This window comes from Anaerobacillus sp. 63XJN7_4_ISO-PGPR-S23-413 (genome assembly GCF_056173725.1).
The window spans coordinates 2,208,774-2,234,512 of record NZ_CM149688.1 but is presented as its reverse complement, the minus strand read 5'-3'; the positions used below and the strand labels follow the sequence as shown (position 1 = coordinate 2,234,512).

26 protein-coding genes are annotated in these 25,739 nt (G+C 36.9%); 2 read left to right on the top strand and 24 right to left on the bottom strand.

What is annotated here, in order from left to right; genetic code table 11:
• Nucleotides 1-94 precede the first annotated feature (94 nt).
• Complete coding sequence (locus AC0VYO_RS11875) at nucleotides 95-1,291, top strand: MFS transporter (protein WP_475367581.1); 1,197 nt, start codon at nucleotides 95-97, stop codon at nucleotides 1,289-1,291.
• A 53-nt stretch (nucleotides 1,292-1,344) separates the two neighbouring features.
• On the opposite strand, the gene AC0VYO_RS11870 is transcribed toward AC0VYO_RS11875, so the two are convergent.
• The 7 genes from AC0VYO_RS11870 to AC0VYO_RS11840 all read right to left on the bottom strand — a co-directional run bounded on the left by AC0VYO_RS11870 (nucleotide 1,345) and on the right by AC0VYO_RS11840 (nucleotide 6,380).
• Nucleotides 1,345-1,605, bottom strand: a complete 261-nt coding sequence (locus tag AC0VYO_RS11870; protein ID WP_475367580.1) for a hypothetical protein — start codon at nucleotides 1,603-1,605, stop codon at nucleotides 1,345-1,347.
• A gap of 187 nt (nucleotides 1,606-1,792) precedes the next feature.
• On the bottom strand, nucleotides 1,793-2,320 hold the full coding sequence (locus AC0VYO_RS11865) for a GNAT family N-acetyltransferase (protein WP_475367579.1): 528 nt from the start codon (nucleotides 2,318-2,320) through the stop codon (nucleotides 1,793-1,795).
• Nucleotides 2,321-2,414: 94 nt separating this feature from the next.
• Complete coding sequence (locus tag AC0VYO_RS11860; protein ID WP_475369058.1) at nucleotides 2,415-2,951, bottom strand: GNAT family N-acetyltransferase; 537 nt, start codon at nucleotides 2,949-2,951, stop codon at nucleotides 2,415-2,417.
• Between the two features lie 468 nt (nucleotides 2,952-3,419).
• Complete coding sequence (locus tag AC0VYO_RS11855; RefSeq protein WP_475367578.1) at nucleotides 3,420-3,794, bottom strand: DUF120 domain-containing protein; 375 nt, start codon at nucleotides 3,792-3,794, stop codon at nucleotides 3,420-3,422.
• Between the two features lie 277 nt (nucleotides 3,795-4,071).
• Nucleotides 4,072-4,740 (bottom strand): Type 1 glutamine amidotransferase-like domain-containing protein, encoded by a 669-nt coding sequence (locus AC0VYO_RS11850; protein ID WP_475367577.1) that lies wholly within the window; start codon nucleotides 4,738-4,740, stop codon nucleotides 4,072-4,074.
• Between the two features lie 471 nt (nucleotides 4,741-5,211).
• Nucleotides 5,212-5,763 carry a GNAT family N-acetyltransferase gene (locus AC0VYO_RS11845; protein ID WP_475367576.1) on the bottom strand — a complete coding sequence of 184 codons (552 nt, stop codon included), beginning with the start codon at nucleotides 5,761-5,763 and terminating at the stop codon, nucleotides 5,212-5,214.
• 185 nt (nucleotides 5,764-5,948) lie between these two features.
• Entirely contained in the window at nucleotides 5,949-6,380 is a 432-nt protein-coding gene (locus tag AC0VYO_RS11840; RefSeq protein WP_475367575.1) for a DUF1572 family protein, read from the bottom strand.
• Between the two features lie 292 nt (nucleotides 6,381-6,672).
• Here AC0VYO_RS11840 and AC0VYO_RS11835 point away from each other — a divergent pair, with 292 nt between their 5' ends.
• On the top strand, nucleotides 6,673-7,122 hold the full coding sequence (locus AC0VYO_RS11835) for a DUF3888 domain-containing protein (protein WP_475367574.1): 450 nt from the start codon (nucleotides 6,673-6,675) through the stop codon (nucleotides 7,120-7,122).
• Between the two features lie 1,315 nt (nucleotides 7,123-8,437).
• Here the strand turns inward: AC0VYO_RS11835 and AC0VYO_RS11830 are convergent.
• The 17 genes from AC0VYO_RS11830 to AC0VYO_RS11750 all read right to left on the bottom strand — a co-directional run bounded on the left by AC0VYO_RS11830 (nucleotide 8,438) and on the right by AC0VYO_RS11750 (nucleotide 25,692).
• Complete coding sequence (locus AC0VYO_RS11830) at nucleotides 8,438-9,334, bottom strand: alpha/beta fold hydrolase (protein WP_475365792.1); 897 nt, start codon at nucleotides 9,332-9,334, stop codon at nucleotides 8,438-8,440.
• Nucleotides 9,335-10,213: 879 nt separating this feature from the next.
• Entirely contained in the window at nucleotides 10,214-10,444 is a 231-nt protein-coding gene (locus AC0VYO_RS11825) for a hypothetical protein (RefSeq protein WP_475365269.1), read from the bottom strand.
• A gap of 92 nt (nucleotides 10,445-10,536) precedes the next feature.
• Complete coding sequence (locus tag AC0VYO_RS11820; RefSeq protein ID WP_475369057.1) at nucleotides 10,537-10,755, bottom strand: LAGLIDADG family homing endonuclease; 219 nt, start codon at nucleotides 10,753-10,755, stop codon at nucleotides 10,537-10,539.
• A 539-nt stretch (nucleotides 10,756-11,294) separates the two neighbouring features.
• Nucleotides 11,295-12,407 (bottom strand): o-succinylbenzoate synthase, encoded by a 1,113-nt coding sequence (gene menC / locus AC0VYO_RS11815; RefSeq protein WP_475365268.1) that lies wholly within the window; start codon nucleotides 12,405-12,407, stop codon nucleotides 11,295-11,297.
• Nucleotides 12,397-13,218, bottom strand: coding sequence for a GNAT family N-acetyltransferase (locus AC0VYO_RS11810; protein ID WP_475365267.1), 822 nt, complete (start codon nucleotides 13,216-13,218; stop codon nucleotides 12,397-12,399). Before AC0VYO_RS11810 ends, menC begins: the two co-directional genes overlap by 11 nt.
• Nucleotides 13,219-13,235: 17 nt before the next feature.
• A complete protein-coding gene (locus AC0VYO_RS11805; RefSeq protein WP_475365266.1) occupies nucleotides 13,236-14,354 on the bottom strand; it encodes an amidohydrolase in 1,119 nt (372 codons plus the stop codon).
• Between the two features lie 18 nt (nucleotides 14,355-14,372).
• Nucleotides 14,373-15,752, bottom strand: a complete 1,380-nt coding sequence (locus AC0VYO_RS11800) for a YjiH family protein (RefSeq protein WP_475365265.1) — start codon at nucleotides 15,750-15,752, stop codon at nucleotides 14,373-14,375.
• A 26-nt stretch (nucleotides 15,753-15,778) separates the two neighbouring features.
• A complete protein-coding gene (locus AC0VYO_RS11795) occupies nucleotides 15,779-16,630 on the bottom strand; it encodes a MurR/RpiR family transcriptional regulator (protein WP_475367573.1) in 852 nt (283 codons plus the stop codon).
• Between the two features lie 200 nt (nucleotides 16,631-16,830).
• The gene (locus AC0VYO_RS11790; RefSeq protein WP_194221757.1) at nucleotides 16,831-17,220 is read right to left on the bottom strand and encodes a VOC family protein; all 390 of its coding nucleotides are present in this window, start codon (nucleotides 17,218-17,220) and stop codon (nucleotides 16,831-16,833) included.
• A 250-nt stretch (nucleotides 17,221-17,470) separates the two neighbouring features.
• Complete coding sequence (locus tag AC0VYO_RS11785) at nucleotides 17,471-17,752, bottom strand: hypothetical protein (protein WP_475365263.1); 282 nt, start codon at nucleotides 17,750-17,752, stop codon at nucleotides 17,471-17,473.
• 136 nt (nucleotides 17,753-17,888) lie between these two features.
• Entirely contained in the window at nucleotides 17,889-19,415 is a 1,527-nt protein-coding gene (locus tag AC0VYO_RS11780) for a multicopper oxidase family protein (RefSeq protein WP_475365262.1), read from the bottom strand.
• A gap of 77 nt (nucleotides 19,416-19,492) precedes the next feature.
• Nucleotides 19,493-19,708, bottom strand: a complete 216-nt coding sequence (locus tag AC0VYO_RS11775) for an SHOCT domain-containing protein (RefSeq protein WP_475367572.1) — start codon at nucleotides 19,706-19,708, stop codon at nucleotides 19,493-19,495.
• Nucleotides 19,709-19,874: 166 nt separating this feature from the next.
• A complete protein-coding gene (locus AC0VYO_RS11770) occupies nucleotides 19,875-21,875 on the bottom strand; it encodes a heavy metal translocating P-type ATPase (protein WP_475365260.1) in 2,001 nt (666 codons plus the stop codon).
• Between the two features lie 147 nt (nucleotides 21,876-22,022).
• Nucleotides 22,023-22,706, bottom strand: a complete 684-nt coding sequence (locus AC0VYO_RS11765) for a response regulator transcription factor (RefSeq protein ID WP_475365259.1) — start codon at nucleotides 22,704-22,706, stop codon at nucleotides 22,023-22,025.
• 1 nt (nucleotide 22,707) lies between these two features.
• Nucleotides 22,708-24,093: a sensor histidine kinase gene (locus AC0VYO_RS11760; RefSeq protein WP_430245384.1), complete on the bottom strand. Its 1,386-nt coding sequence runs from the start codon at nucleotides 24,091-24,093 to the stop codon at nucleotides 22,708-22,710.
• Between the two features lie 130 nt (nucleotides 24,094-24,223).
• Entirely contained in the window at nucleotides 24,224-24,553 is a 330-nt protein-coding gene (locus AC0VYO_RS11755) for a four-helix bundle copper-binding protein (RefSeq protein WP_194221753.1), read from the bottom strand.
• Nucleotides 24,554-24,717: 164 nt separating this feature from the next.
• Complete coding sequence (locus AC0VYO_RS11750; RefSeq protein ID WP_475365258.1) at nucleotides 24,718-25,692, bottom strand: F510_1955 family glycosylhydrolase; 975 nt, start codon at nucleotides 25,690-25,692, stop codon at nucleotides 24,718-24,720.
• Between the last annotated feature and the right edge of the window lie 47 nt (nucleotides 25,693-25,739).

Sequence of the window (25,739 nt, the reverse complement as noted above, 5' to 3'; positions counted from 1 at the left end):
TGAGAGCAAGTTAAAAATCCAATAACCTGACGTGCTTTAACTCCTGCTAATACACCATTTGAATGTAATTTCATTTATAGCAGGAGGAACACTAATGAAGAAATATACACTAGCCGCACACAATATTAATTTCTTATTTTGGTCGCAAATCTTTGGAAGTATTCGATTTATCACACCAGTGCTAACTTTGTTTTATTTTTCTCGAGGATTAGATGAAACACTTATTCTTTTAGTCATGACTTTCTTTAGTCTCGGAGTTCTAATAGGTGAAGTACCTACTGGTATATTTGCAGATCGTTACGGAGCAAAGACCTCTTTTTTAGTAGGCTCATTATTAGGTATTGGTAGTCACGCTTTATTACTTTGGGCTTATGATCCTTGGGTTTTCTTTTTAAGTAGCTTATTAACCGGAATTGCTGCAACCTTCTTTAGTGGCGCAGATGAGGCTTTAATTTATGAGTCGTTAATCTTATCAAACGAAGAGAATAAGATGGATAAGGCGATGGGTCAAATTGGTTCCGCAAAATTTTTAGTTACAATTATTGTTGTTATTATAGGTGCGATTCTAGCAAAAGATTTATCTGATGGACAATTTAAACGGTTAATTGTTTTAAGTTTGTTTTTTATGTCCATTGAATTCGTTTTGTTATTGTATATAAAAAATCCAACAAACCAAGGAACATATACCAATGATATTCGATCACAACTTAAAGAGGGATTCTTTGTAATAAAGAAGCATCCTCAAGTTTTATGGATGTTTATGAATATTACTCTCGTATTCATTCCCGCGACTGCAATTTTTGGAGAGTTTGATCAAAAGTTATTAGTTGATGCAGGTCTTCCTGTTTACCTTATTGGTATTGTCTATGCTGGTGCTGCTCTTTTAGGATTTACAGCATCAAGGTCAATAGGTTGGATGACAAAGAGGATAAGTCGTGTACATCTCTTATTTATAACAGGTCTTTTAGCTGTTTTGGGTCTTATAGGAGTTGCAACATTCACCTCCTATCTGGGAACGGTATTAGGAGTGTTATTAGTTCTTAAACTTGTAAGTGCAATTAGATACCCTGTTTACTCTCAACTTTCTAATGAAATCATTCCATCGAATGTTAGGGCAACTACGATCTCTCTTCTATCCATTTTAGATTCAGGATTTGACATTCTTATTTTTCTAACTGTGAGTAGTTTAGCACTAACTGGATTTTCAATGATGTTTGTTGTATGTGCAGGAATTGCTCTAATAGGCACACTAATTCCAGTGGTACCTAGAAAAGCTATAAACTTAGAATAACTACTGAAAAACACTCGTATTCATCGAGTGTTTTTCATATATATTCAAAGTTTTTAGTGATTCCCACCAGTTATGTAATTCACAATATTACCAGTAAACATCAGAATAAAAAAACTAAACAACATAAGTGTGTTAGATACAATTAGCCAATAGTTTCTTATCAACGCTGCAGAAACTATACCAACTGGAGCTATAATAAATGTTATAAGCCAAAAAGGACTAGCAACTTGAAATATTACGTTTGGAATCCAAACACTCACACTCAAAATCAGGCTAGATATAGCCAGTATATTTAAAAGATTTTCTTTGTTCACAACATCCACCTTTCTTTATCTAGAAACTGAGTCTTCCGTTAAGCTACCCATACCTTTAGTACCAATTATTTCAAATTATTGGGAACAACTCAATCTTTTCTTTCACATTAAAAGGAGTCTATCTTACTACAGATAAGCTCCGAGTTAGTAGAAGACTTGAGTTCAAAGTACTTTTTTAAACGAGTCGTTAATTATTATAATACTCTTCTTGAAGTATGCTCATAAGGATCTCATCTGAATATGTATTGTTCATATATAGGGATTGCCTTAAGACTCCTTCTTTTTTAAAGCCTGCTTTTTCGTATGCTTTAATTCCTCGAAGGTTATGCGAATATACTTCTAATTCCAAACGATTGAGTCTAAGTTCTTCAAAAGTAAATTTAAGTGCAAGTTTAGTTGCTTCAGTACCATAACCTTTGTTTAATACTTTTTTATCGTGAAGTGATATTCTAAAGCCAGCCTTTTTATTTTCTAGGTCTATATCTAACACTGCTAAGTCACCTACTACTATATTATGATCCAAGGTACAAATAGCAAAATCATAGCGCGTAGAATCTTCACTAAACTGTTTGTAACTTTCAATAATTTCATTCAGTTCGAAAGACTTTCGAGTGCCGGTCATATATAGAAACTCTTTATCCTGAGTTGACTGAAAGATGCTTTCCATATCTTCATCTTTAATAGATCTTAAATACACATAATGACCTTTTATCATTTTAGATTTAGCCTCCGGACAATCATTTATTGTGAAAATAAATCAAGTATCTTATTGAACAATTGCTCCGATTTAATCGCTGACATAGAATTAATTAAAACTTCTTAATTAATTCTATGTCAGCGTAATGATCAGCTCTATATTCATTATCTCCATAAAATCCATTAATCGTATCTAATCCAAGTCCAGTCCAAAATCTAATAGCCGGCCAATTTTTTATTGCTACACTTGCTCGGACCTCTCCAAATTTATACTCTCTTAAAATACTTAAGAATTCACTAATGACTTCTTTCCCTAGTCCTTGTTTGTGATATTCCTTGTCGATGTATAGATAGTTAATATAATAGGTTTCATTCTTCGGATATCCTTGATAGGTGGTAAGTATTCCAACAATAGTATCCGTTTCCTTCACTCTAATCACCTGGATTTTAAACTTGTCTTTGGTTCCATTGGGAGGTAAGTCGCCATCAGTAAAACAGCGATAAGCATATTCATAATCTAGGCTACCGCCGTCCCATTGGTGTATGTATCTCCCTTGTTCATATAACTTTTGAACAATATGAATTTCATTTTCACTAAGATCTTGAATTGTAAGCCTTGCTGTTTCCCACACACTTGGAATTAATTTCATCAGCACTCTTAACTCACTCCTGTATTCTTGAAGATCGTTCTTCAACACTTATGTTGCTATGATATTCCAGAATTGCTCCGAGATTATGGAACAAGTAACTACTCATTAAATGTATGGAGAATTTAATTATTACTGTTTATAGATGAACTTATAACCAAAGTAAATAATCAGTAATGCTATAAAAGTAACTATCAAGTTTTCTATGGATGCACACAATTCTCCTCCGACACAGAAAGATGGCTCACTCGGATTTTTGAAAATGGATGATATTAAGCGAATACCAAGCCCCTCCTTAAAGAGTGTTTAAATTGGTATATTCGCTTTTCTCACAGTGTATACTTAATCTTTTCAGCAAAGCACTATCGCCTTGTCCTTCAATAGCTCCGAGATAATGGAAGACTTGGTTTCGTGGATATGTTGGAGCAGTTCTTAAATTAAAGCTCTTCGTTAATGGTACAAGGTTCTTGTTTAAGAGATAACTACCTCAACTACATCTCCATTTTTTAAGATGAATTTATCACGAAGCTTTATATCGGTGGCAATTTCAATAATTGTCTTTGGATGGTCGCCATTTCCACTCTCATTGGCATCAGTTCTTAAAATAAATGAATTCCTTCCAAATATTTCACAAGGGAGTATACTGACAGATACTGCTCCACCATATTCTTCTTTTTCCAAACGTATAACATCATAAGGGAGATTATATGGTTCATTTAGTTCTACATTCAATGTTCCAGGAAACAAAACTACCCCTGTCTTCTCTTTATAAATGTCCTGATATTTTTCAATCCAATATGAATAATTGCCTAACCCACTCACTACTTTCCCTGAGAGTTTTATCAATTATAAAACACCCCTTATTTCAAGAAATTCTTAGTATTTATTGTCAATACCAATTCTTAGTTATCTTTTAAATCCTTTCCCAACTACCAGTTCTTTTTGAACTAAACTGCTCCGTTACCACAAAAAGCGATCCCCCCACTGTGCAGCTATCGCTCCGAGTTAGTTGAAGAAGAAAAAAGAGACGCACATTCAACACTCGTGTCCGATTCCAGTAGACCTTTCTGAACGTCTATGCTTTGGTGACGATCGTATTTTACATCGTTTTCCTTCAATAAATTTAATATATAGGCCTTAAAGTATCATCCAATTTTCGAATCTTTGAGTGGGAAATTAAAAAAACAGTGCCAAAAACGTCGATTTTGGCTCCTTTTACACGTACAGCGCAATCTTTGTTCGATGCATAAATATTAATTTCTTCCGATAGGGGAGATAGTTCGCTCTGAACCAGTGGAATATTATTTTCAAGATCAAAATGAGATAGGACGGAGAAATTATCAAGACCGATTCCGTTGTAAACAGAGCTCTTATCAACTTCATCTCCAAATGATTTCGAGCATAACCATTTAGCGGACATGTTGATTGCACCAGCGCTTGCTCCCATCACAACGGCACTGCTTTCTTTTATAGGATTAGATAATTCATATTCCATCAAAAAACCATTTTGCTCCAGAATATTTCCACCCAACAAAAAAATGACGGAAGCATTTTGAATTTTCGTTTGGGCTTCTTCCTTCTGTAAGCAATAATTAATTAAATGATATTCATCGAACATAATGCCAGCCTGGTCAAGCCATGAGCGCTCAGTAGCACCATCATCTTCATAAATAGATGGATTCGAGCTTATCATAGCAATCGATTTTCTATCAGTTATATCCTCCTGTAACAACCTGCCCAGAGTCTCTGGAAAGAAATTGTTAAACCAACCTAAATAATAGTGAGTTTTCATAAGTACCCCCGTAGCCAAGTGTATAAAACAAACATTTATTCCTTGCGTCACTCATTCTGCTTTCTCATCGCTAACAAAATAATCTCAATAAAGTCCGAATTATTGAATACAAGTTACACAACACTCTTCAATTTACCTTTTCATATCTTTAGTACCAATTATTTCAAATAATTAAGAACAACTCAATCTTTTATTTCACATTAAAAGGAGCCTATCTTATTATAGATAAGCTCCGAGATTGTGGAAGACTAGATATCAAGATATTTGTTTGGCACAAATATCTCCTCTTCATAGTCCGAATATGTTAATCCTATATATTTCAAATACTAATGACTAACTCAATCACTCAATCATTATTTCTTGAAACCAGAAGCTGATCCGTAATTACGGATTAGCTCCTCGCTTAATGGACAAACAAAACCCCACTTAGTTATGTAACTCTATTTTCTGGTCATAATATTTTTCATCTGTTTAACTACTTAGAATTGAATATACTTGAGTATCTCTAAATTCCCCCTTGATAAATTCATTTTTTCGTAAAGTACCTTCATATTCCATACCTAATTTTCTCATTACCTTCTGGGAGCCAATGTTGTCAGTATCACATCTACCCTCAATCCTATTAGAATTAAGTTCATTAAATCCATAGCGAATTAGTTCTTGGAGTGCTTCGGTAACAATTCCCCTTCCCCAAAAATTCTCTGAAAGAAAATAACCTATTTCTATGCACTTATGATTATTGCTCCATTCAATAAACGCTGCAACTCCAATGACTTTACCTGTTTCTTTCCATTCTATTGCCCATTCACCAGACTCTCCATCTTCGTAACCAGTAATTACTGCTTTTAAGAAATCATTCGTTATTTCTCGTGAAGTATTTACTTCCCATGTCATTGGGTGAGCTACTTTGGGATTAGAGCAAAACTCATAAACATCGTCTAAGTCAACATAAGTTAATTTTCTAAGTTTTAATCGTTCCGTTTCAAATTCAGCCATTTCCTTTAGATAATCTTCAAAGTCCATATTCTAAATCCCCCAAAAATGATACTTTCCATCCTTTTTACTTCTTCCACAACCCCTGTGCATTGAGCGCCTATATTTCAGTAAAGCTCCAAGATTGTTGAAGAATACTATTTATGGACAACTTCTATTGGTAGCAGAAAAAAGAGAATTAAGTCCAATAAATACTACAATTTGATAATTTACTGTTAAAGCTTTTTCATTGATGCTTTCTGATTAAACTCTTCCGAACCGTTCTTTGGAATGCTTAAAATAATCCAGTCTTTGCCCCTAATTTGTTTGCCAATATACAGAATCTGTCCTAGGTGATAACTAATATGAGCTAATTCAGTTTGAATTGCTTGAAGAACACTAAAGGATTGTTTTCTGAGACAAACAGTTTTGTTTAAATCGCTTGTTTTAAGGTTCTTAATTGTCTCAAAAAGCAGCTTCCATCCGTTATCCCAGTTTTGCATTAGATCTTCCTTTGTTTCATTACAATCAACAAATTCCAAATCTCTGTTTCTATCAGGTTTTTCTCCATCAGAAGTCAAAAAATCCACCCATCTAGAGTGCATATTTCCGCTTAAATGTTTAATAATGATTGCAATGCTGTTAGATTCTTCAGTTGGCGAATTCAACTGCTTTCCCCCCGCTATCAGTTATTTTGGTTTCTATATTTGTACAATACACAGACTGACTATTACAGATAAGCTCCCATTTAATGGAATATGAAAATCTGATCCGTCTTTGTAAAATCTAAGGAATCTTTTTTCAATATAGATATTTATTGTATCAGGGATTGATCGTAACTGAACTTCTTTATCAAATAATATACAGGCGTGAAATAGCCTACCATTGACCTAATACTTAATTTGTAATTGAATAATATCAACTTCCTTTTGAAATGATATTCGAAAAGGAGTTGATTCGATGAAAAAAGTACTAGTATTCGCAATATTTATGGTGGCATTGTCCTTATATGACATACCAGTTAGTGCTGAAGAACAGCATAAACACGATTCAAAAGGAATGGAACAAGCTATCGATCATTTTATATTGGATCAGTTTAGCGATGAATTAAAACAAGCAGTAAAGGGTTTTTATAAAAAGGATTCAATTAGGTTTCAATATAACTGGTGGGACGAAAAATATGACGTTGTTGAATTAGACCAATCGGAAAAAGGAAATGACCTTAGTCATCCCTATGTAATCAAATTTACTATTCTTACCTACGACGGTAACCAAAAAGCGCAATTAGGAACGGATACGATTACCTTCGGAGTATCTCCTATTCAGTTTAACAAGGAAATGGATGAAAAAAATCTAGCTGCCACCAAAGTGGAGTTATTGAACTATTCTCACGTTGAACCATCTAAGTAACATAGTTAAACGCTGTTGATTTAAAAATCAACAGCGTTTCCTTTTGCGAATATAGATGTGATTCACTATATATCTACAATAAAATCAATATCTTTAAAACTTCTTGCACCTCTATCCTGAATGAACCCCTAATGTCCCGCAGTAGAATCTTAATCAACATCAACCTATAATCGCTTCGATTTAATTGAAGAAGACTCTTATGCTTGTTTGAAACCATAGATCGCAATAACTAGCAGGAAAATCGAAAGGCAAATTCCTAAAAGATTTACCATAACAAGTTCAACTTTGACTTTACCCTTTACTCCTTTCAACCCATATACTAATTCTAAAACACTAAAAAACAACGGAATAAATATACTTACATTGATTACTGCAAGCTAGATTTCATTGCCGCCTTTGGTTAGTCCAAATATCAACGGGAAAACGGCTAGTATGAAAAACAAAACTGATAAGATAGAAGAGGTCTTCTTTGACATTACTAATGCCCCCAAGTCATTAAACTGCTCTAAATACTTACAGATCGCTCACCTTTTATTGTGCAATCGCTCCGATTTAATTGAATAAATAAAGCCTGCTTAGAAATATTTATTTATTATTTTTATCCATCCCAATATTGCTAAAAAGAACATAATGACCCAAAATAGACTTCTACGCCATATCCTGGGTATAGAAAACCAATATGAAACAATTTTCAACGATGTATTATTTTCTTTATTGCTTTTATTACTCACAACATCACCTCAATTGACATATACAACTCTTACTAATAGGCTAATCTCCCCGAAGCTGGAATATCGTTCTAGATCAAAATAAATGTTTTCATAGATGTTTCAGAAAAAGCTCCGAGATTATGGAACATTAATATTTGTTATGATTGTTTCCAACCACTGGTTTGTATCCTTAGAACAGAAGCCATTACCCCTATGAGGCAAAAGATAATTCCTACTGGCAAGATGATGAATAGTAAAAGGTCCGGAACTATTCCCAGGTAAGGTAGAATTATACATAACGGAACTGCAACGGTCAGGGTTAATAAGATGATCAAATCAAGTTTTTTGGTATTCAAATAATAATCCTCCTAGAGCATAAAGTAGTTCGATTAACATCTAATTTTAATCAAAATGCTTAATACCAATTATTTCAAATCAGAGCTAATAAATCCATCTTTTTCACTAAAAAGACCCTATCTTATTACAGATAAGCTCCGAGATTCCGTAAGACTTGAAGTCAAGATATAAACTTAATGTTGTGCGAAAATCTTTCTTTTCTAACTTGACAAACACCCCGATTAGTCAGGATCAGTATTTATGATTTTTCAGTGAGTTGATATGAATTCTTTTATTACTTTTGCATACGTTTCTGGTTCCTCGTACCTCGGAAAATGCCCACTTTCATTAAATATAGATATTTTACGGTTGGTCTCTCCATTCGCAAATGCAGTCAGTTGATCATTACTGGTCACCCAATCATATTTACCTTTCATCAATATCATCGGACAAGTAATCGAATCGAGTTGCGGTAACAATGATTCAAATACTTTCCCTTCTTGATATAACTTTTGTTGATGATTCGCTGCCCGTTCCCAATTTTCCTGTGGAATACCGGAGTTTTCAACAAGACGATCAAAGAATTGTTTGTCTTCCCCATGGACATACAAATTGTCCTTATGTTCCCCCAAGTCAATAAGAGCCTCTATACATTTTTCCCAAACCTTTTCAGTTTCTCTTATCTTTGAAGCAGCAAGGTACTCATTGACCTTTTCATATTTTTCTAATCTTTTATACTCCTCAACTGCTCCCGTAATTAGTGAGCGAGCAGAGCTCTCCAGGTCAAGCGTCGGGCATTCCAACAATAGATATGTTACCTTCTCCGGATAATCCAATTGATATTGAACAGCCCAATACCCGCCAAATGAATGACCAATGAGACCCCACTTTTCTATACCCAGTTGGTTACGAATAGCTTCACAGTCCTCTACCAGATCACGAATTCCGAAAGACTCTTCGTTTTCGATTGGATCCGATCGAAGCACCCCTCTTTGATCTATTGCAATGACCCTCATAAATTTTGAAAGTCGTTTACCTTGATGTTCTATGAAATCATAGGAACCAACTCCAGGTCCGCCATGTAAATACAAAAATACAGGTAGATGGTCATCACCATGAACCTCATAATAGATTTTCTTATTATTAACCGTTAAATAGTCAGACACACACTTTCTCCTTCCTTATTAAACTGATAATTATATAATTAAGTCAGTAATAATTTAAATGAATATCCTTTTGGGTCAGATTCTACAAGTGAACCCTTTAGTTGAAAATTATGTTTCCAATTAATCCAATTAGAAGCATTAAAATAAAGCTTCCAAACAGCAAATACCCAACCAGCTTAATATGCATGGGTAATTCCTATCCCATTTTCAGTATAATATTCCATATATTGTTTAGAGGCTATAGCATTATTGAACGTTTTATTTTGGTTTCCATTACTCACAGACGTATTGCATCTCCAATATAGAAGTTCAACGAATTCCTCATTCTCATCTGCCTGAAACCCTCATATTAAACATACGATTTAGACTGAATTTAGTTTCATAACGCTAATTATCTTGAATTCAAGTCTTCCACAATCCTGCCCTTTAATGGAACAATCCCACTTTCTATATATTAACATAAAATCCCATAAAACCTTTGGAAATCCTCTTTGAATAAAAAACGCACAGATAACCAATCACTGTGCGCTTTTAGTGTGAATTTAATGAAAATTATATAGCTAATCGGATAGTGAATAGTGCTGTTATTTGACATTTTGTACTCCAAAACCGAACCCGTTAGTTTACTCCAACTTTTTTAATGTCGAAAAACTGATCTCTCATATAACTGATTTTGAGAATTATTGCATTATAGTTTAGACTTTTGTGCATTTTTACAACTTAGTACATACTTTTGTGCATGTTCTAAATGCACAAAAGTATGTACTAAACTGCATGAATGTCAACAACTAGGGTGAAAACATAGTTTATACTTTTGTGCGAATCGACAGTGTACTCCTCTACTTGCTTCATTTGGATTCATATCAATTCATTGAACACTTACTTGCGATCTCGGTTTCGTTTTCGATCATGCAGTTCATCAGCTGTAAATGTTTCCTGAGCAAAAGCTTCATATTTACGTTTTAAATAAAGTGACTTGTCATGATAAATCCAATCGGCGAATTGTTTAATTGATTTCCTGCTAGTAATAAAAACTCGGTAGTGTTTTCCATTTTCACTCATATATGGATCAAATCCATACTGCGTTAGCGTTGTTAGCAAAGTCTCCATATATTTACGTGACCATCGCCGTCAAAATATCCTCTTATAAAATAATGAATATATTGTTCTGATACAATCGGAAACGTGATATTGTAACTTTTCTAAGATGTAATATTAAATAGCGTTCGAAGATCGTTTTTCATAATTTTGCTGTGAAAAAGCAAAGTGTATACCCCGATATTTTTATATAAAGGTTGATTTGAATCGAAAACGTTCTTGATTTCTTCCAGAATAGTTGGATCTTTCTGCGTAAAAGCATTAGGTTGTGATTGAGAGGCAATATATCCATCAGCAATAAAAAATCCAAGTAAATAAGCTATGTCGTTCGTCCAATGCTTAAAATAATCTTCATTAAAGGAGTATTTCCTTTTCCAGCTCCCTCTTGCTCGCTTTTCAACGCCATTAGTGGTCAGTAGCTGCCGAATGTGTCTGTCAGAAACTCCTGCTAATAAGCTTATTTCGCTAGTACTAGAACCGCTCTCTTAGAGAGATATCACTTCATTCATACTGAGTTTCATTTTAGACATTTTATAACCTCCTTTTCATCTATTTTATATTATAAACACAAGATAGAACAAATGTTCGCCACCTCGTAAAATTGGCACTTTTGTATCTAGAACGTCATATTTTACTAAATTCCACTCACTTTTAGTTGATTTTAGTAAAATAGCTCACCTACACAAAATACTAAACAAATTTGACGGAGAACAAATGTTCCGTGGTCGTAAAATTGGCACTTTTTGATCTTATAATCTTCATATTTGTTATGAATTACAGTTCTTTTTCCAAAAAAGGTACTTAGAAAACAAAAAAGTCATTTATCTCTATTAAAATAAGTGACTTCCGCATTTATTAATTTCTATTTCAACACTGCTACATGTTTATGTACCGTCAATTCGTTAATATATTCTAGATCAGGCTCAAATCCTATACCCGGACCTTCAGGGATGTCGATATAACCATTGTTCATTGCTACTTCTGGTTTAATAATATCCCGCTTCCAGTAATGAGCTGATGGAGCTGTATCTCCTGGCAATGTAAATTGACTGAGTGAAGTGATGGCGAGGTTATGGGCTCGGCCAATCCCTGCTTCCAACATCCCGCCACACCACATAGGAATATGATGCTTTGTACATAGGTCATGGATTTTCTTAGATTCAGTTAAGCCTCCAACGCGACCGATTTTAAGGTTAATGATTCGACAACTTCCAAGTTCAATGGCTTTTCTCGCATCTTCATAAGTATGAATGCTTTCATCCAAACAAATAGGTGTATCCAATTGAGCTTGAAGTTTGGCATGATCAATGATGTCGTCGTGAGCAAGAGGCTGTTCAATCATCATTAAATGGAACTGATCTAGCTTCTTAAGGTGTTCAATGTCATCGAGTGTATAAGCGCAGTTCGCATCGGCCATTAACTCGATCGTTGGGAATTTTTTGCGTATCATAGCTAGAATCTCAATATCCCAACCAGGCATGATTTTAATCTTAATGCGTTTGTACCCGCTCTGGAGATATTCATCTATTTGCTTTAAGATGTTTTCATGTGAAGATTGAATTCCTACGCTGACGCCAACTTCTATTTTATTCTTCACCCCGCCAAGTGCTTGAGCTAACGGAAGGTTGTTTTCTTTAGCATAAAGATCCCATATCGCACATTCAATCGCCGCTTTGGCGTTATAATTGCCGCGAATTTTCTTGAAACGTTCTGATACCTCATCAGGGTGAGTGATGTCTTGTTGATGAAGCAGCGGAATTAAATGGTCATTCATCATGTGCCAATTGGTACGAACGGTTTCTTCGTTATAAATTGGTTCCATAATGGCGACCGATTCGCCCCATCCTGATTGGCCAGAATGAGATCTCGCTTCAACTAGTATAATATCTTTGTCTCGCTCGGTTCCAACACTTGTTGTAAAAGGATGAAGTAGGTCCATCTTGATTTGTCTTAAGATAATGCTACTAATTTTCATTGTTTTGATCACCTTTCTCTAAGAGGTATACATAATGATGTGGATACTCTTCCCTTTTTAGTAAATCAGTCACTTTCCACCCTCTCTTTAGGTAGTTAGAAAAAACAAGTCCTGTTTGTTCTCTCCAGTCAATAGCTAGTGATAGATCGAACTTTTTGATTTCTTGAAAGTTTCCTGGAACAGGTACAAATATCTTACTAGCATTAAGGGAAAGGTCTAGTTTTTCAGGCTTGCTAAAAAGGTTCTCTCCACCTGGTATAAGAGCATAAGGTATCGTTGGATTCGTTTCAGTACTTCGCTTCATCTCATTCGTATCCCACTCAACTAAAAAGCGATCAGTTGGTATCCCTGCATTGAGATTATCATCCATGAGACCGTAGACATTTGGAAGGTACGTGCTCACGACGGCCCCTAACTTGTGTAAGTTTAGCGTGCCGTTAACCGTCTCTAGCGGATCATACGTCCACGTAATGAAATCGTATCCCATGTTTGACGCTGTTTTTCTTTGTTCGATTTTCAGTCTTTCACCAATTCCTAGTCTTCGATAATCTGGATGAATGCCTAAACTTTGAGAAACAAGATACACTTTCTCACCATTAAATCCTGGAAAGCTATATTGAAAAGCGATAAGTCTGTCTTGATAATAGGCTCCTAATATAAATCCACCGTTTTTGACAACGGCCATACTTTGATTCACTGGTACGGAATCATTAAAGCTCCATACGATTGTTTCTAATCGTCTCACTTCCTCAAGCTCTTCAACCGAATGAAGGGTACGGATCGTTAATGATTTAAGTACGTTTGCTTTCAACTCGTATCCCTTCTTTCTTACCATTCATTTTGATCGGCTTCTAACAACAATTGAGTGAGGATTTTCGTGCCATCGATCAATGCTTCCTTGTTGAATTGCATATCAGGATGATGTAATCCAGGCGTTAAATCACATCCTAGCCCAATCATGGTTGCAGTAAGATGAGGATACTTTAATGAATAGAAATGAAAATCCTCCGCTCCTGGTGATACACACTCATCCACTACATTGTTAGCACCTAAAGAAGAAGCAATTGCCTTTCTAGCGAGGGTAATGGCCAAATCGTTCTTAACAGCGGCTGGAGAATATTCGGCTATTTCAGACGCTATTTCTGTTTCTGTTAGCTCTCCTACTTTAGAAATGATGTATTTCGTTTGGTCGATCAGTTTCTTCATTGTTTCGTTGGACCTTGACCTTAAGTCCAGTGTGAAGCGAGCTTTAGCGGGAATCGAATTAGATGCTTCCCCGCCATGAAGCTCAGTAATCTTCACTGAAAAAGGATCAGGAACATTTAACCGAATACGCTGGATTTCCTGAATTAAAACCGCTGCTGCTTCAAGCGGGTTATTACCTGTCTCAGGTCTAGCCGCGTGTGAAGGCACGCCTTTGATCCAACCTTTTATACTGGTGGTTGAGCCGTGCGAAATAATCGGTGCGGCTTTGCCGTAAGAAATCTCCATCGATGGACGCAAATGAATCCCGGCTAGAAACATAACGTCTTTTAGCACATTCTCTTCTATCATTTTTAGTGCTCCTTCAGCCATTTCTTCCGCAGGTTGAAAGATAAAGCGAATGGTATGCTGCATCGGCTCTTTTATAAGTGATAATGCTGCAAATAGCACCATTGTGCTATGCGCATCATGACCGCAGGAGTGATTGGGCTTAACACCCCCCTCTACCTCTTGAACAAGCGCATCCATATCTGCACGAAGAGCGATCACATTAGCCTTTTTTCCTTTAAACTCTGCAACAAATCCGAAGTGCCCCTGAAAGGTTTGGATGTGATAACCGACTTCCGCTAACTTTTCCTTTAAGTAATGAGCTGTTTTCTCTTCTTGCCAGCTTGGCTCAGCAAGTAGATGTAGCTCATGATATGTTTTTAAAATCTTATCATGGTTTTCTTCTACGAAATTCACATTCGAACTTCCTTTCTTTTAAAAGATAAGGTGAGCGATAGCAACAACGATCGGCAGTGTAATACATGTGCGAATTAAGAAAATGATGATTAAATCGACAATGCTGATAGGAAGTTTAGATCCGAGGAGTAATCCACCCATTTCAGACATGTATATTAATTGTGTTACAGATACACAGGCAATGACGAAGCGGGTTAATTCACTTTCAATGCCACTACCAATCACAGCTGGTAGAAACATATCCGCAAATCCGACAACCATTGTTTGAGCGGCTTCACCAGCTTCTGGCACTTGCATCCATGTTAGGATCGGTTCAAACGGCTTCCCTAGAATCGTAAAGAATGGGGTGAATTCTGCTGTAATCAAAGCAATGGTACCTATAGCCATTACGATTGGTAAAACGCCTAACCACATGTCTAATACGTTCTGTACACCTTCTTTTATTACGCTCATCGGTCCTTTATTCTTTTGGGCTTTTGAAACCGCTTGATGAAAGCCCCATTTAGCGGGTGAAAATTGTTCTGGAATCCCCGTTTCTTTCTTTAATTCTGTATGTTCATATCCTTTATTTGACTTTCGAGACAATGGTGGAATGCGTGGCATGATGAGTGCCGCTACAAGTCCAGCAAAAATGATGGTTGCATAGTAATGTAGAAAATACTGCTCCAAATTCAAATAGGAAATAATGACGATTGTAAATGTAATGGAAACAACTGAAAAAGTGGTCGCAATAACAGCGGCTTCTCTTTTTGTGTAATACCCATCTTCGTATTGCTTTGTTGTGAGAAGAACACCGATTGTTCCGTCTCCTACCCATGATGCAAGACAATCAAGAGATGATCGACCAGGCAATTTGAAGAGCGGTCTCATGATTTTAATAAGCAATGCCCCAAAAAACTCAAGAAGTCCAAAGTTGAGAAGAAGCGGCAACAATAGCCCAGCTAGTAAAAATGTTGAAAATAAGATTGGGATTAAGTCATAAATTAAAAGCCCACCAGTATTTTCAGAGTAAATCATTTCTGGTCCTAGTTGGTATAGCGTCATGACAGCAAATATTGTTCCGAGTAAACGCGCAATTAACCAGAATGGACGAACGTGTAATAACGTATGTAAAGCTGGGTTTCTTGCTAAAAATTGAGGTTTAATCGTTACTGCTACAAATGATCCTACTGTCGCTACCACCATAATAAAAACCGTTATAGCAGGTATGAGTTCGCCGATTGAAGCGTTAATTTGTCCCGCTAGAAACGCCACAGGGATCGTGATACCTCCATCCTGTGTTATCGGCACAATAAATAAGAGGATCCCTATTAACGACGGAATTAAAAAGGTTAAGATATCTTTTGTAGAAAAATGTGAAACCTTAACTGTTTCGTTACGTTTTGATAATTCATTCATTCCCATTCCACCTTTATTCTCAAAGTTTATTCCACAAACCAATTACGCTCACTATAAAGTTGTTCCAACGTTTGTTGGCGAAGACTTATTCGTTCTCGATCTTTGAATTGTACCCCTTGAATGATCACTTCTAGAAAGCTAATGACAGAGGCAATGGAATGGTGTCCTGAGTCCATCTTCTCTTCGGTTGTTAACGTTATTGTAGAAAGCGGACCAATTGGAGATAAATGCCGATTTGTAATGGATACGACAGGAATTCCTAGCCTTTGAGTAAATGTAGCAAGTTCGATCGCTTCTTTGTGATAACGCGGGAATGAAAGAATAACAACGACTGAATCTTGCGTAAGGTCACAAAGATCTTCAGGAGAAAAAGCCATTGATTCAGATAGAAATACACCTGCTCTGAATTGCTTTAAGTTATAATACAACCAGTAAGCCGCTCCATAGGAACTCCCAAACCCTGCAATGTATACACTTTTTGCCTCAATGAAATGATCGACTACCTTCCAGACCTCTTCTACATCCAATTGTGCTAATAATTGCTTTAGGACAGATGTTTCTTTTTCTATCACCTGTTTGAAAAGAGTCTGCTCTGTTGGTTCTTGTACGTGTGAAGGAAATTCTTCATGATCTTGCTTTTCCTCTAACCAATGACGCCGCACGGCTTCTTGCATTTCAGAATATCCTTTAAATCCTAGTGCATAGGCGAATCGAATGACAGTTGTTTCACTTACACCTACTTTCCTCCCCATTTGAAAAGCAGTAAGCAATGCTCCTTCCTCATCATTTTGAGTGATCCATTCTGCAACTTTCTTCTGACCTGGAGAAAGTGATGAATAGTGTTTTTTAACCATTTGATTGATTGATAAATGCTTCATAACTACTCCTTTGATTTTGTGAAGTATATCCTTCTTGGAAGTTATTATAATGCATTAAATACTTCAAAGCTAGTTTATTTTCGATTATTCTGATTTTAATCACCGTCCTATATAAGATTCTGTTTCATTACATCAAAAAAAACACCATCGAGTAGTCGATAGTGTTCGTCATAAAATCATGTGAGGAGAAGGTCTTTCTTTTATGCTTTGTTTCTCTCCATAACCGCGAAATAGTGATTTTCTGGATCGGCAAAGTTAAAGATTCGTCCTGAAGGCATCGATACGATCTCTCCAACAGTTATTTCCTTGCCTTTAAAATCTTCATATAGCCGATCGATATCTTCAGTGAAAAACATAAGCGATGGTGTTCCGAGATTTAACTCGGGTTCCATCTTCGCAATAAACGCTCTATCATGAAGGACGATACTCGTCGCTCCCCCTTCCAAAGTAGGCGCAATCTCCATCCATTTCATTGGACTATCGTTATCTTCTTTCGAAACTAAGTGAAAACCGATTTTTTCCGTCCAAAATGTTAGTGCTTCTTCCTGATTGTCCACGTAGAGCATGATTTGACCGATTTGATTAATCATTTAAACACTCCTTTTTGTTTAAGGGAAATCTCGTACTATTCTATCTATTCTACAAAAGAAGTGACTGACCTTCAGTAATTGATAAAAGAACGGTTTGCCGTCTCTTGAAATTTCTATTCTTCTTAACGTAAAAGGTAAGGGTAATCCCAACTAATTATAGGGGATTCAGCTGATCCGTTCTCTTTATTCAACAGTTTAAGCTAACATAGGTAATTCGTAAGAAAAGCACCCCCAAGTGGGAGTGCTTAAATTAGCGCAAATCGTCTTTTATTGCGTTTGTGAATTGGGCAATGGCATCATTATCAATTCCTTGAGCGAAAGCCATTTGCTTCAAAGATTCTGGATCCTGGTGTTGAGAGTGCGATTGAGGTTGATTGGAAGAATTTTGTTGAGAATGATGCTGTTGCATGCCCATAAACCCGTCCTGCATCCGACTAGTTAGTGCGTATGCAGCCGCTCCTCCTAATGCACTTAATGCCATGACGGTAGCGGTTTTCCCTTTCCCTTTTTGATTACGCTTTTTATTGTACACTTCAGGTCACTTCCTTAGATAAAAGTTTAAAGGTGTGTTTCTAATCAATTGTTAGTCACACAAGTTAGTTTAAGTCAACTCGGCTTTAATATACTGGTGCGTATTCCCATAAATAAAAGAACGACATATAGCTTGATTAATTCGGTGAGTTGTTGTTTTCTCCTCCTAACTCAAAGGGGGAGTAAACTCCTTTATAATCAACAATCGTTACCATACCACGATCTGCATGATTATTATCATGACAGTGAAACAACCATTCTCCTTGATTGTTTGCTTCAAAGTAAATGGTGTATGCTTCACCAGGCTTAACATGAATTAAATCTTTCACTAGCGGAGAATCGAGTTCTTTCCCGTTTTTTGATGTGACTTGAAACCGATGTCCATGCAGGTGCATTGGATGATTCATTCTACCTGAGTTCGTGATTTCAACTTGAACAATATCGCCGCTTTCAACTTGTATAGGTGGAGTATTTGGAAAGGTTTCATTGTTAATCTGAAACGCCATCCCTTCTCCCATATCCATTCCCATGCTTAAATCCATCTTATACTTCACATCTGGATCAGTTTGTGCTTCATCAAAAATCAAATTTTCACTTCCATAAGTGGTTCCGTCTACAACTGATGTAGTGGAAGCGAGAGACGTTTTCACTGCAGAAGAAGTATCACTTTTCTCTGAAACAATCGGAATTCTCATATCATCTGCGTTCTCAAGACTGTTTGCTTGTCCTATGACAGCTGGGTCCCCGTCTTGTTTGGTGAAAGCAACATCAATTCTTTCCCCCGGAGCAATCTCTACAACGTTTGAAGAGTTCGTTTTATCCATCACTTCTTCTCCATCTGTTTCAATTATTCTAATGGAGTTTTTAGGAAATACTAAACGATGCACTTGATACCCGGCATTAACGAAGCGTAATCTGGCTGTTTTCCCTTCTTTTACAATCAAAGGCTCGATGGAAGTACCTGATTTCCCGTTGACTGTCAACGTATCGTACATTTGCTTTGTGTCTGCTTCTCCGTCTCCAGACATGCTACCCATCATCATACCGCCCATATTGGATAAGTTCTGTTTATCTTGATTCACTGCCCATTCATCAAGCATAAAGTATTCATCTTTATCGTATTTAGGTTCCTTCTCTTCAACTACAAGCGATCCATAAAGGCCTTTGTCTACTTGTAATGAGCTATGCTGATGAGAGTGATACCAGTACGTTCCGGCATCTTCTGCGATGAATTCATACGTAAACGATTCTCCTGGTTGAACAGCATTCTGTGTGAGGCCTGGAACACCATCCATTTGATTAGGTAATAATACACCATGCCAGTGAATAGTGACTGGGACATCCAGGTCATTCTTTAAATTTACTTTTACATAATCTCCCTGTGTCACGCGTATCTCCTCTCCAGGAACTGTTCCGTTGTAAGTCCAGGCATTCACTTTCTTTTCTTTGCTAATTTGCCATTCATTTTTCTCTGCAGTTAGATTGAATGTTTTGACAGGTCGATCACCAGCTTCTTCAGCATTTACTTCTAATATACTAGTCCCATCTTGTTTTACGCTTTCAGGAAAGGAATTGTCAGTTAGTAAAGGCGACTTAAAAAGAAGCCATCCTCCTACAATCAATAGAATGGCAATCATAGATGAACCGATTATTTTTCTCCTCATTCTTTTTCACCTCAACGCTAAAGTAGTATTGAATCAATGAAAAGGTTGAACGGAGTCGGCCGTTTCATTGATCTTAATTATTTTTCTATTTTCTTTTTTAAACGATCATATTCTTCTTCAGAAATTTCTCCTCTAGCTAGCCGTTCTTTTAAAGTTTCGAGTGAATTTGCACCACTGGATTTCTTTTCAGGCTTAACCATCCATACAATAATTGCAATAATGGCTAAGACAATGAGAATGCCAAAAAAACCAAATCCCCAGAATCCACCGTTCATTCCACCGCCGCTCATCATAATATGTCGCCTCCCTTTCTGAATATGCATATACCCGTATAGGTATATGGTTAATCGTGGTTTATCATCTTATATTATTTGCAAGGGTTTTTTTAGAAAATAGTTTTTGGCTATTTTAATTATAAAACAGTTAGAAGCGATCAAAACCGCTTCTAACTTATCTTGATTACGCTTTTAATAATTTTGCATTAATCGCTACAATGACTGTACTTAAAGACATCAGTACCGCACCAATTGCCGGACTAAGAACAATTCCTATTGGATAAAGAATACCAGCTGCAAGTGGTATCGCTATAATGTTGTAACCGGCTGCCCACCAAAGGTTTTGAATCATTTTCTTATACGTTGCATTAGATAATTCAATGATTGAAACAACGTCTTCTGGATTGCTCTTTACTAGAACAATATCTGCTGTATCCATCGCGACGTCAGTTCCTGCACCAATTGCGATACCGAGGTCCGCATTCGCTAAGGCTGGCGCATCATTTACACCATCACCGGTCATCGCCACTTTTAAGCCTTTTTGTTTGATCTTCTGAATTTGTTCGGCTTTTTCGTGAGGTAGTACTTCTGAATAAATTTCTGTTAAATCAAGTTGTTTTCCGACCCATGTAGCGACTTGTTGATTATCTCCTGTCAGCATCATAGACGAGATCTTTAATTTCTTTAATTGCTCAATCGCAGTTTTAGCACTATCTCGAATGATATCTGCAAGGGCGATCATGGCTACTAATTCATGATTTATCAGAAGAAAAACAACCGTTTTTCCTTCTTTAGCAAGTTCATTGTATCGCTCTGTACCATAGTCGATTTTTTCATCTCTCATATAACCGGGACTCACGACCATTACCTTTTGACCATCTATTGTACCTTCTAATCCTTTACCAGTAATTGATTTGAAATTCTCAACTTGATTCACTGAAAGATTTCGTTTCTTAGCTTCTTCAACAATCCCGCGAGCAATTGGGTGCTCAGATTCAGACTCAACAGAAGCGGAAATTTGAATAATGTGATCTTCATCTTTCTCGGTCATAATATCAGTAACACCGAACTTGCCTTCTGTAAGAGTCCCTGTCTTGTCAAAAACGACGGCTTCTAACTTTCTTGCTTCCTCAAAACTAGTTCGATTTCGGATGAGCAGTCCTTTTTTTGCTGATAAGGCTGTGGATCTTGCAACGACAAGAGGAGCTGCAAGCCCTAGAGCGTGAGGACAGGCAATAACCATTACGGTTACCATACGTTCAAGTGCAAAAATAAAATCATATCCTAATAAAATCCATGTGAGCAGTGTGGTTATTCCCACTACAAGAGCTAGATAGAAAAGCCATTTGGCAGCGCGATTCGAAAAATTCTGAGTTTTAGATTTCGACTCTTGAGCTTCTTTTACCATTGTGACAACCTGAGAAAGGTAACTGTCTTCACCTGTTTTTTCGACTTTTACTGTTAATGAACCTTCACCATTGATTGAAGCTCCTATCACTTCATCATCTTTTTCTTTTTCAACTGGTACTGATTCTCCAGTTAACATCGATTCATCAATTGAAGATTGTCCTTTCACAATAAGGCCATCAACAGGAACCTTTTCACCTGGCTTTATGAGAACGTGATCACCTTCGCTTAGTTCAGAGGTAGGAAGATCTTCTATTGATCCATCTTGACTGATTCGATGTGCTTCTGATGGCATAAGTTTCACTAGTTCTTCTAGTGCTTTTGAAGCCCCTATCACTGACTTCATTTCAATCCAATGACCAAGCAGCATAATGTCAATCAACGTGGCCAGTTCCCAAAAGAAATTTTTCCCCGATAATCCGAAAACGGTTAATGAACTATAGACGTAAGCAACGACAATGGCAAGTGCAATAAGAGTCATCATCCCTGGGGTTTTCTCTTTTAGTTCACTCCATGCTCCTGTAAGAAACGGCCAGCCTCCATAAAAAAAGATAAACGATGATAGAGAAAATAAGATGTAGAGATCTCCCATAAATCTCATATTTAGATTGACGAGGTTTTGCAACATTGGTGACAAAACGAGTATGGGTAATGTAATAAGTATTGAAAGATAAAACCTCTTTTTAAAATCCTCTACCATATGAGCGTGGTGAGAGGTGTGATCTTGTCCATGATCAGAATGGTGTTGTTCTTGAGTAGAATGTGTTGAATGATCCATACTGTCCTCCTTAATACCAATAAATTAATAGAAGATCATCATCTGTTTTTATTGTTCCCAAGGAATATCCAGAATTGATCGAGAAGGTGTGAATAAATAAAACATGACTACCGTTTTGGTAGTCATGTTAGTGGCTAAAAGCTCTGATTAATGAGATGCGTTTTTCCACTTATACCCTACACCCCAGATGGTCACTAAATATTCGTCGATCTGGAAGTTAACAGATCGACATTTATCCCGTAAATTACGTATATGTGAGTCAATCGTGCGTCCTTCTGTACTTGATTCAAATCCCCAAATTATTTGAATCAGGTGATCACGACTAAAAACTTTTTCAGGATTTTTCAAGAAAAGTCCAAGAAGCTTAAATTCAATGGGAGTTACAGGGATAAGGGAATCGTTGTAAGAAACAAGATGTTTATCTGCATCCCACGTGAGTCCTTTAAACACCAATTGGTTTAAATCAACCTGCTTTAAGCGTCGAGCGACTGCCTCCATTCTAGCAAGGAGAACTCGTTCATCGAAAGGTTTAGTGATGTAATCATCCGCACCTAGCTTTAGTCCTTTTACAATGTCTTCTGATTGTTCACGTGCTGTTAGCATAATAATTGGAACATCTGACTGCTTTCTGATCTCTTCACATGTTTTCCAACCATCCATATCTGGCATCATGATATCTAACAAGACCATATCCACATGATTTTCATTTAGCTTATTAAGTGCATCAAAGCCTGTGTTTGCTTTATATATTCGATACCCATGTGGCTTTAGGTAGAGAGAGATTAACTCAACCATTCTTTCTTCGTCATCTACAGCTAAAACATACTTCATTTTATTCAACTCCTGCTATGGCGATTGTCATTGTCGTGCCTTTCCCTTCTTCACTTTTAGCAGATATGCTCCCACCGTGTCTTTCAACAATTTCTTTGGCAATAGCAAGACCGAGTCCGGAGCCACCATATTTTCTTGATCGGGATTTATCAACACGATAAAGGCGTTCAAAGATGAAAGGTAAATCCTTCTCAGGAATCCCCTCTCCTTCGTCGACTACTTTTATGATGACTGTCTTTTGAGAGACGCTGACATCGATTAATACATGTTTTCCTTGTTCACTATAGTGTAAAGCATTATCTAACAGATTTAACATCACTTGAGAAAACCTCGCAGGGTCAATCGTTAAGCGAATATCGTTCTGACAGGATACTATCAAATCAATTCCTTTTCGATCAAAAGCAGGCTTCACTTTCTCTCTAATCTGATGAATTAATGGACATAAATCGACTGATTCACGATCAATCGAAAACCCTTGTTGATCCATTTGGGCCATATCAAATAAATCTCGAACGAGCGAGGTTAAGTTTTCGGATTCTTCCTTAATAACGGCTAGATAAGTGTTTCTCTCGTCGGATGATAACGCTTCTCGCTGAGCAATGTCAGCGTAGCCGTTAAGATAAGTTAATGGTGTTCTGAGCTCATGTGCAATATTAGCTAAAAAATCACTGCGGTCGTTTTTTAATCGTAGCAAATCGTCGGACAAGCTCTGGATCGCTTTGGCTAATTCTCCTAATTCGTCGTTTCGATCTACTTTTAATGAGACATCATGATTCCCTGTACTCATTTTCTGTGTGGCTATTTTCATATCAATCAATGGGCGTGTAATGATTCTTGAAAGGTAAATAATTGTAATAATGGTAAGGAAGAGTGCTAGTCCACTAATAATCAAAAATTGGGTCGTTAAGTGGTCTCGTACGTCGCGAATACCTTGTGTATCAAGAATCATATACACGTTTCCAACAAGCTCATCATCAACAAAAATCGGAGAACCAGTTGTAACAAAAGGTTCTTTACCCCAATCTCCTTCCACAATAGCTCCTGTTACAGGGAGTGTATTTGAGGAAGCAATGTTTTCTTCAATAGTAGGCATGACTTTATTGGAATGAACAAGGATGGTATTCTTTTCATCTGTTATGACTACCTGCGTCTCAGCTTCAGATTCCATAAGTGCAACGTGTTCCATTGTCTCACGATCGAAATGCTTCGCTAGTACATCTCTATGGCTATTCCCTCTTGCTAGAAGGGCATCTGTTTCTGCCATAATGCGTTCGTTTAAAAAACCGAAGTACAGCACCATGAACAAAATACCTTCGAGTAATAAGATGCTTATGAGAAAAAACAGACCTAATTTTGTCGCTAATTTACTTTTCCTCTTTATTCTCATGTCTTTCTCCTTTATGAACAGCTAGTGTAACAGTATTATATCGAGAAAGTGTGCAGGGTGTCTGCATTGTACAAAACAGCTGCATAAAAAAGAAGCCTGTCTTAGTAAACAGACTTCCTCACTATCTTGATTATGATGCTAATTTCTTGCATTCTTCTGCACATTTGAAACAAGCTTCAGCGCAATCTTGACAATGTTTGTGATCATGCTTCTTACATTCATTACCACAAGCTTCACAAATGGTCGCACATGCTGTGGCGAGTTCAGCAACAAATGGTGTTCCTCTCACGAGAGCTTGTTCGAGGTAACCGCAAATATCAGAGCATTCTCTGTCCATGCGAATACATTCCGCCATCATATTGACATCGTCTTCTTTTAAACAAGAATCGTAGCAGTGATTACAGGCTGTCATACATTCATGAAGTGTTTGAATAACCGATCCATAATTTTCATGTGACATTCGTTCATTCCTCCTTAAAAGTTAAGTACACTGTCATATTTTCCTATTTGATCCAGATTAAACGTCATTAGCAAATAAAGTTGCAGGATAGGAAATTTCATTATTTCTGCACAAATTCTTGATAAAAGAAGGGAATAGAATACGGATTCTTCTCTGAAATCAACTTATTTCTTGATTTTCCCTTCATTGATTAAAATAGTCCAAGATTTCCCATTGTCAGTTGTTTGATAAAGACTACCACTTATTGAATGAAAGACAATCTCATCCTTATTTTGTGGATTAACTGTAACATAATCAATGGTGTCTAAAGTTTGATTAGGCATAGTCACTTCTTCCTCTTCACCGTCTTGCAATGATTGAACAATGAGCTGATTCCTAGGTTCCTGCACTGCATAAATAAAGCGATCCTCTAGAAAAACCATTGTGCTAACAGCTACTTCTTTCGTGATTCGAGTAAACGACTCACCTTGATTACGAGAGAGATATAACCCGGAAGGAGAGGTTATAGCAACAAGGTTCGAGTTACTTGGATGAGTGAATAACCCACTTATTTGATCGGGAGTTCCTTTTAACGCCACATCCACCCACTTTTTAGCATCCTCACTATAATAGACGCCTATTTCCATTTCGCTATTTCTTTGTTGATTTACTGCATACATGGCGTTCGTTTCATATCCCACAGCTAAATAATGAAAATCAGATTCGCCTTGAAAACCTAGCTTTTCTAATGTCTTGCCTCGGTCTGTACTTTTGATTAATCCAAGTGGATTTGGTAACGCAGATCCTTCTCCAGGGTGTCCACTACTATAAAATCCATCAGCTACAGCTTGGAATCCCATATAATCATTTTTGTTTGTTGTGGCTTCGTACCAGATTTGATTATGATAAATTAGAGGACCGTCGTGAGTAGCCACTAGCAGTTCATTACGGTTACCGGGATAACCGATCCCGTGGACATGATCGATTTGGTTTCTATCAGCTTCTTTATAAATGGCAGAGTTACTGATGGATGCGAGATTTGCTTGTTTTTGTCCTGTATCATTTGATTGATTTTCATTTAGTGACGATTGATCATTTTGACAAGCAGATATTATTACAGTGAGAATTAAACCTATTGTATAGAGCGATATTTTCTTCAAAACTTTTCATCCTTTCTACTTGTATGTGACGATAGCGTTAGAAAATC

Bases quoted from the DNA above. Each gene is read 5' to 3' on its own strand.
- AC0VYO_RS11875 (WP_475367581.1), top strand. From the start codon at position 95: ATGAAGAAATATACACTAGCCGCACACAATATTAATTTCTTATTTTGG.
- AC0VYO_RS11865 (WP_475367579.1), bottom strand. From the start codon at position 2,320: ATGATAAAAGGTCATTATGTGTATTTAAGATCTATTAAAGATGAAGAT.
- AC0VYO_RS11860 (WP_475369058.1), bottom strand. From the start codon at position 2,951: ATGAAATTAATTCCAAGTGTGTGGGAAACAGCAAGGCTTACAATTCAA.
- AC0VYO_RS11850 (WP_475367577.1), bottom strand. From the start codon at position 4,740: ATGAAAACTCACTATTATTTAGGTTGGTTTAACAATTTCTTTCCAGAG.
- AC0VYO_RS11845 (WP_475367576.1), bottom strand. From the start codon at position 5,763: ATGGACTTTGAAGATTATCTAAAGGAAATGGCTGAATTTGAAACGGAA.
- AC0VYO_RS11835 (WP_475367574.1), top strand. From the start codon at position 6,673: ATGAAAAAAGTACTAGTATTCGCAATATTTATGGTGGCATTGTCCTTA.
- AC0VYO_RS11825 (WP_475365269.1), bottom strand. From the start codon at position 10,444: ATGGAGACTTTGCTAACAACGCTAACGCAGTATGGATTTGATCCATAT.
- menC (WP_475365268.1), bottom strand. From the start codon at position 12,407: ATGAAAATTAGTAGCATTATCTTAAGACAAATCAAGATGGACCTACTT.
- AC0VYO_RS11800 (WP_475365265.1), bottom strand. From the start codon at position 15,752: ATGAATGAATTATCAAAACGTAACGAAACAGTTAAGGTTTCACATTTT.
- AC0VYO_RS11795 (WP_475367573.1), bottom strand. From the start codon at position 16,630: ATGAAGCATTTATCAATCAATCAAATGGTTAAAAAACACTATTCATCA.
- AC0VYO_RS11790 (WP_194221757.1), bottom strand. From the start codon at position 17,220: ATGATTAATCAAATCGGTCAAATCATGCTCTACGTGGACAATCAGGAA.
- AC0VYO_RS11780 (WP_475365262.1), bottom strand. From the start codon at position 19,415: ATGAGGAGAAAAATAATCGGTTCATCTATGATTGCCATTCTATTGATT.
- AC0VYO_RS11775 (WP_475367572.1), bottom strand. From the start codon at position 19,708: ATGATGAGCGGCGGTGGAATGAACGGTGGATTCTGGGGATTTGGTTTT.
- AC0VYO_RS11770 (WP_475365260.1), bottom strand. From the start codon at position 21,875: ATGGATCATTCAACACATTCTACTCAAGAACAACACCATTCTGATCAT.
- AC0VYO_RS11765 (WP_475365259.1), bottom strand. From the start codon at position 22,706: ATGAAGTATGTTTTAGCTGTAGATGACGAAGAAAGAATGGTTGAGTTA.
- AC0VYO_RS11760 (WP_430245384.1), bottom strand. From the start codon at position 24,093: ATGAGAATAAAGAGGAAAAGTAAATTAGCGACAAAATTAGGTCTGTTT.
- AC0VYO_RS11755 (WP_194221753.1), bottom strand. From the start codon at position 24,553: ATGTCACATGAAAATTATGGATCGGTTATTCAAACACTTCATGAATGT.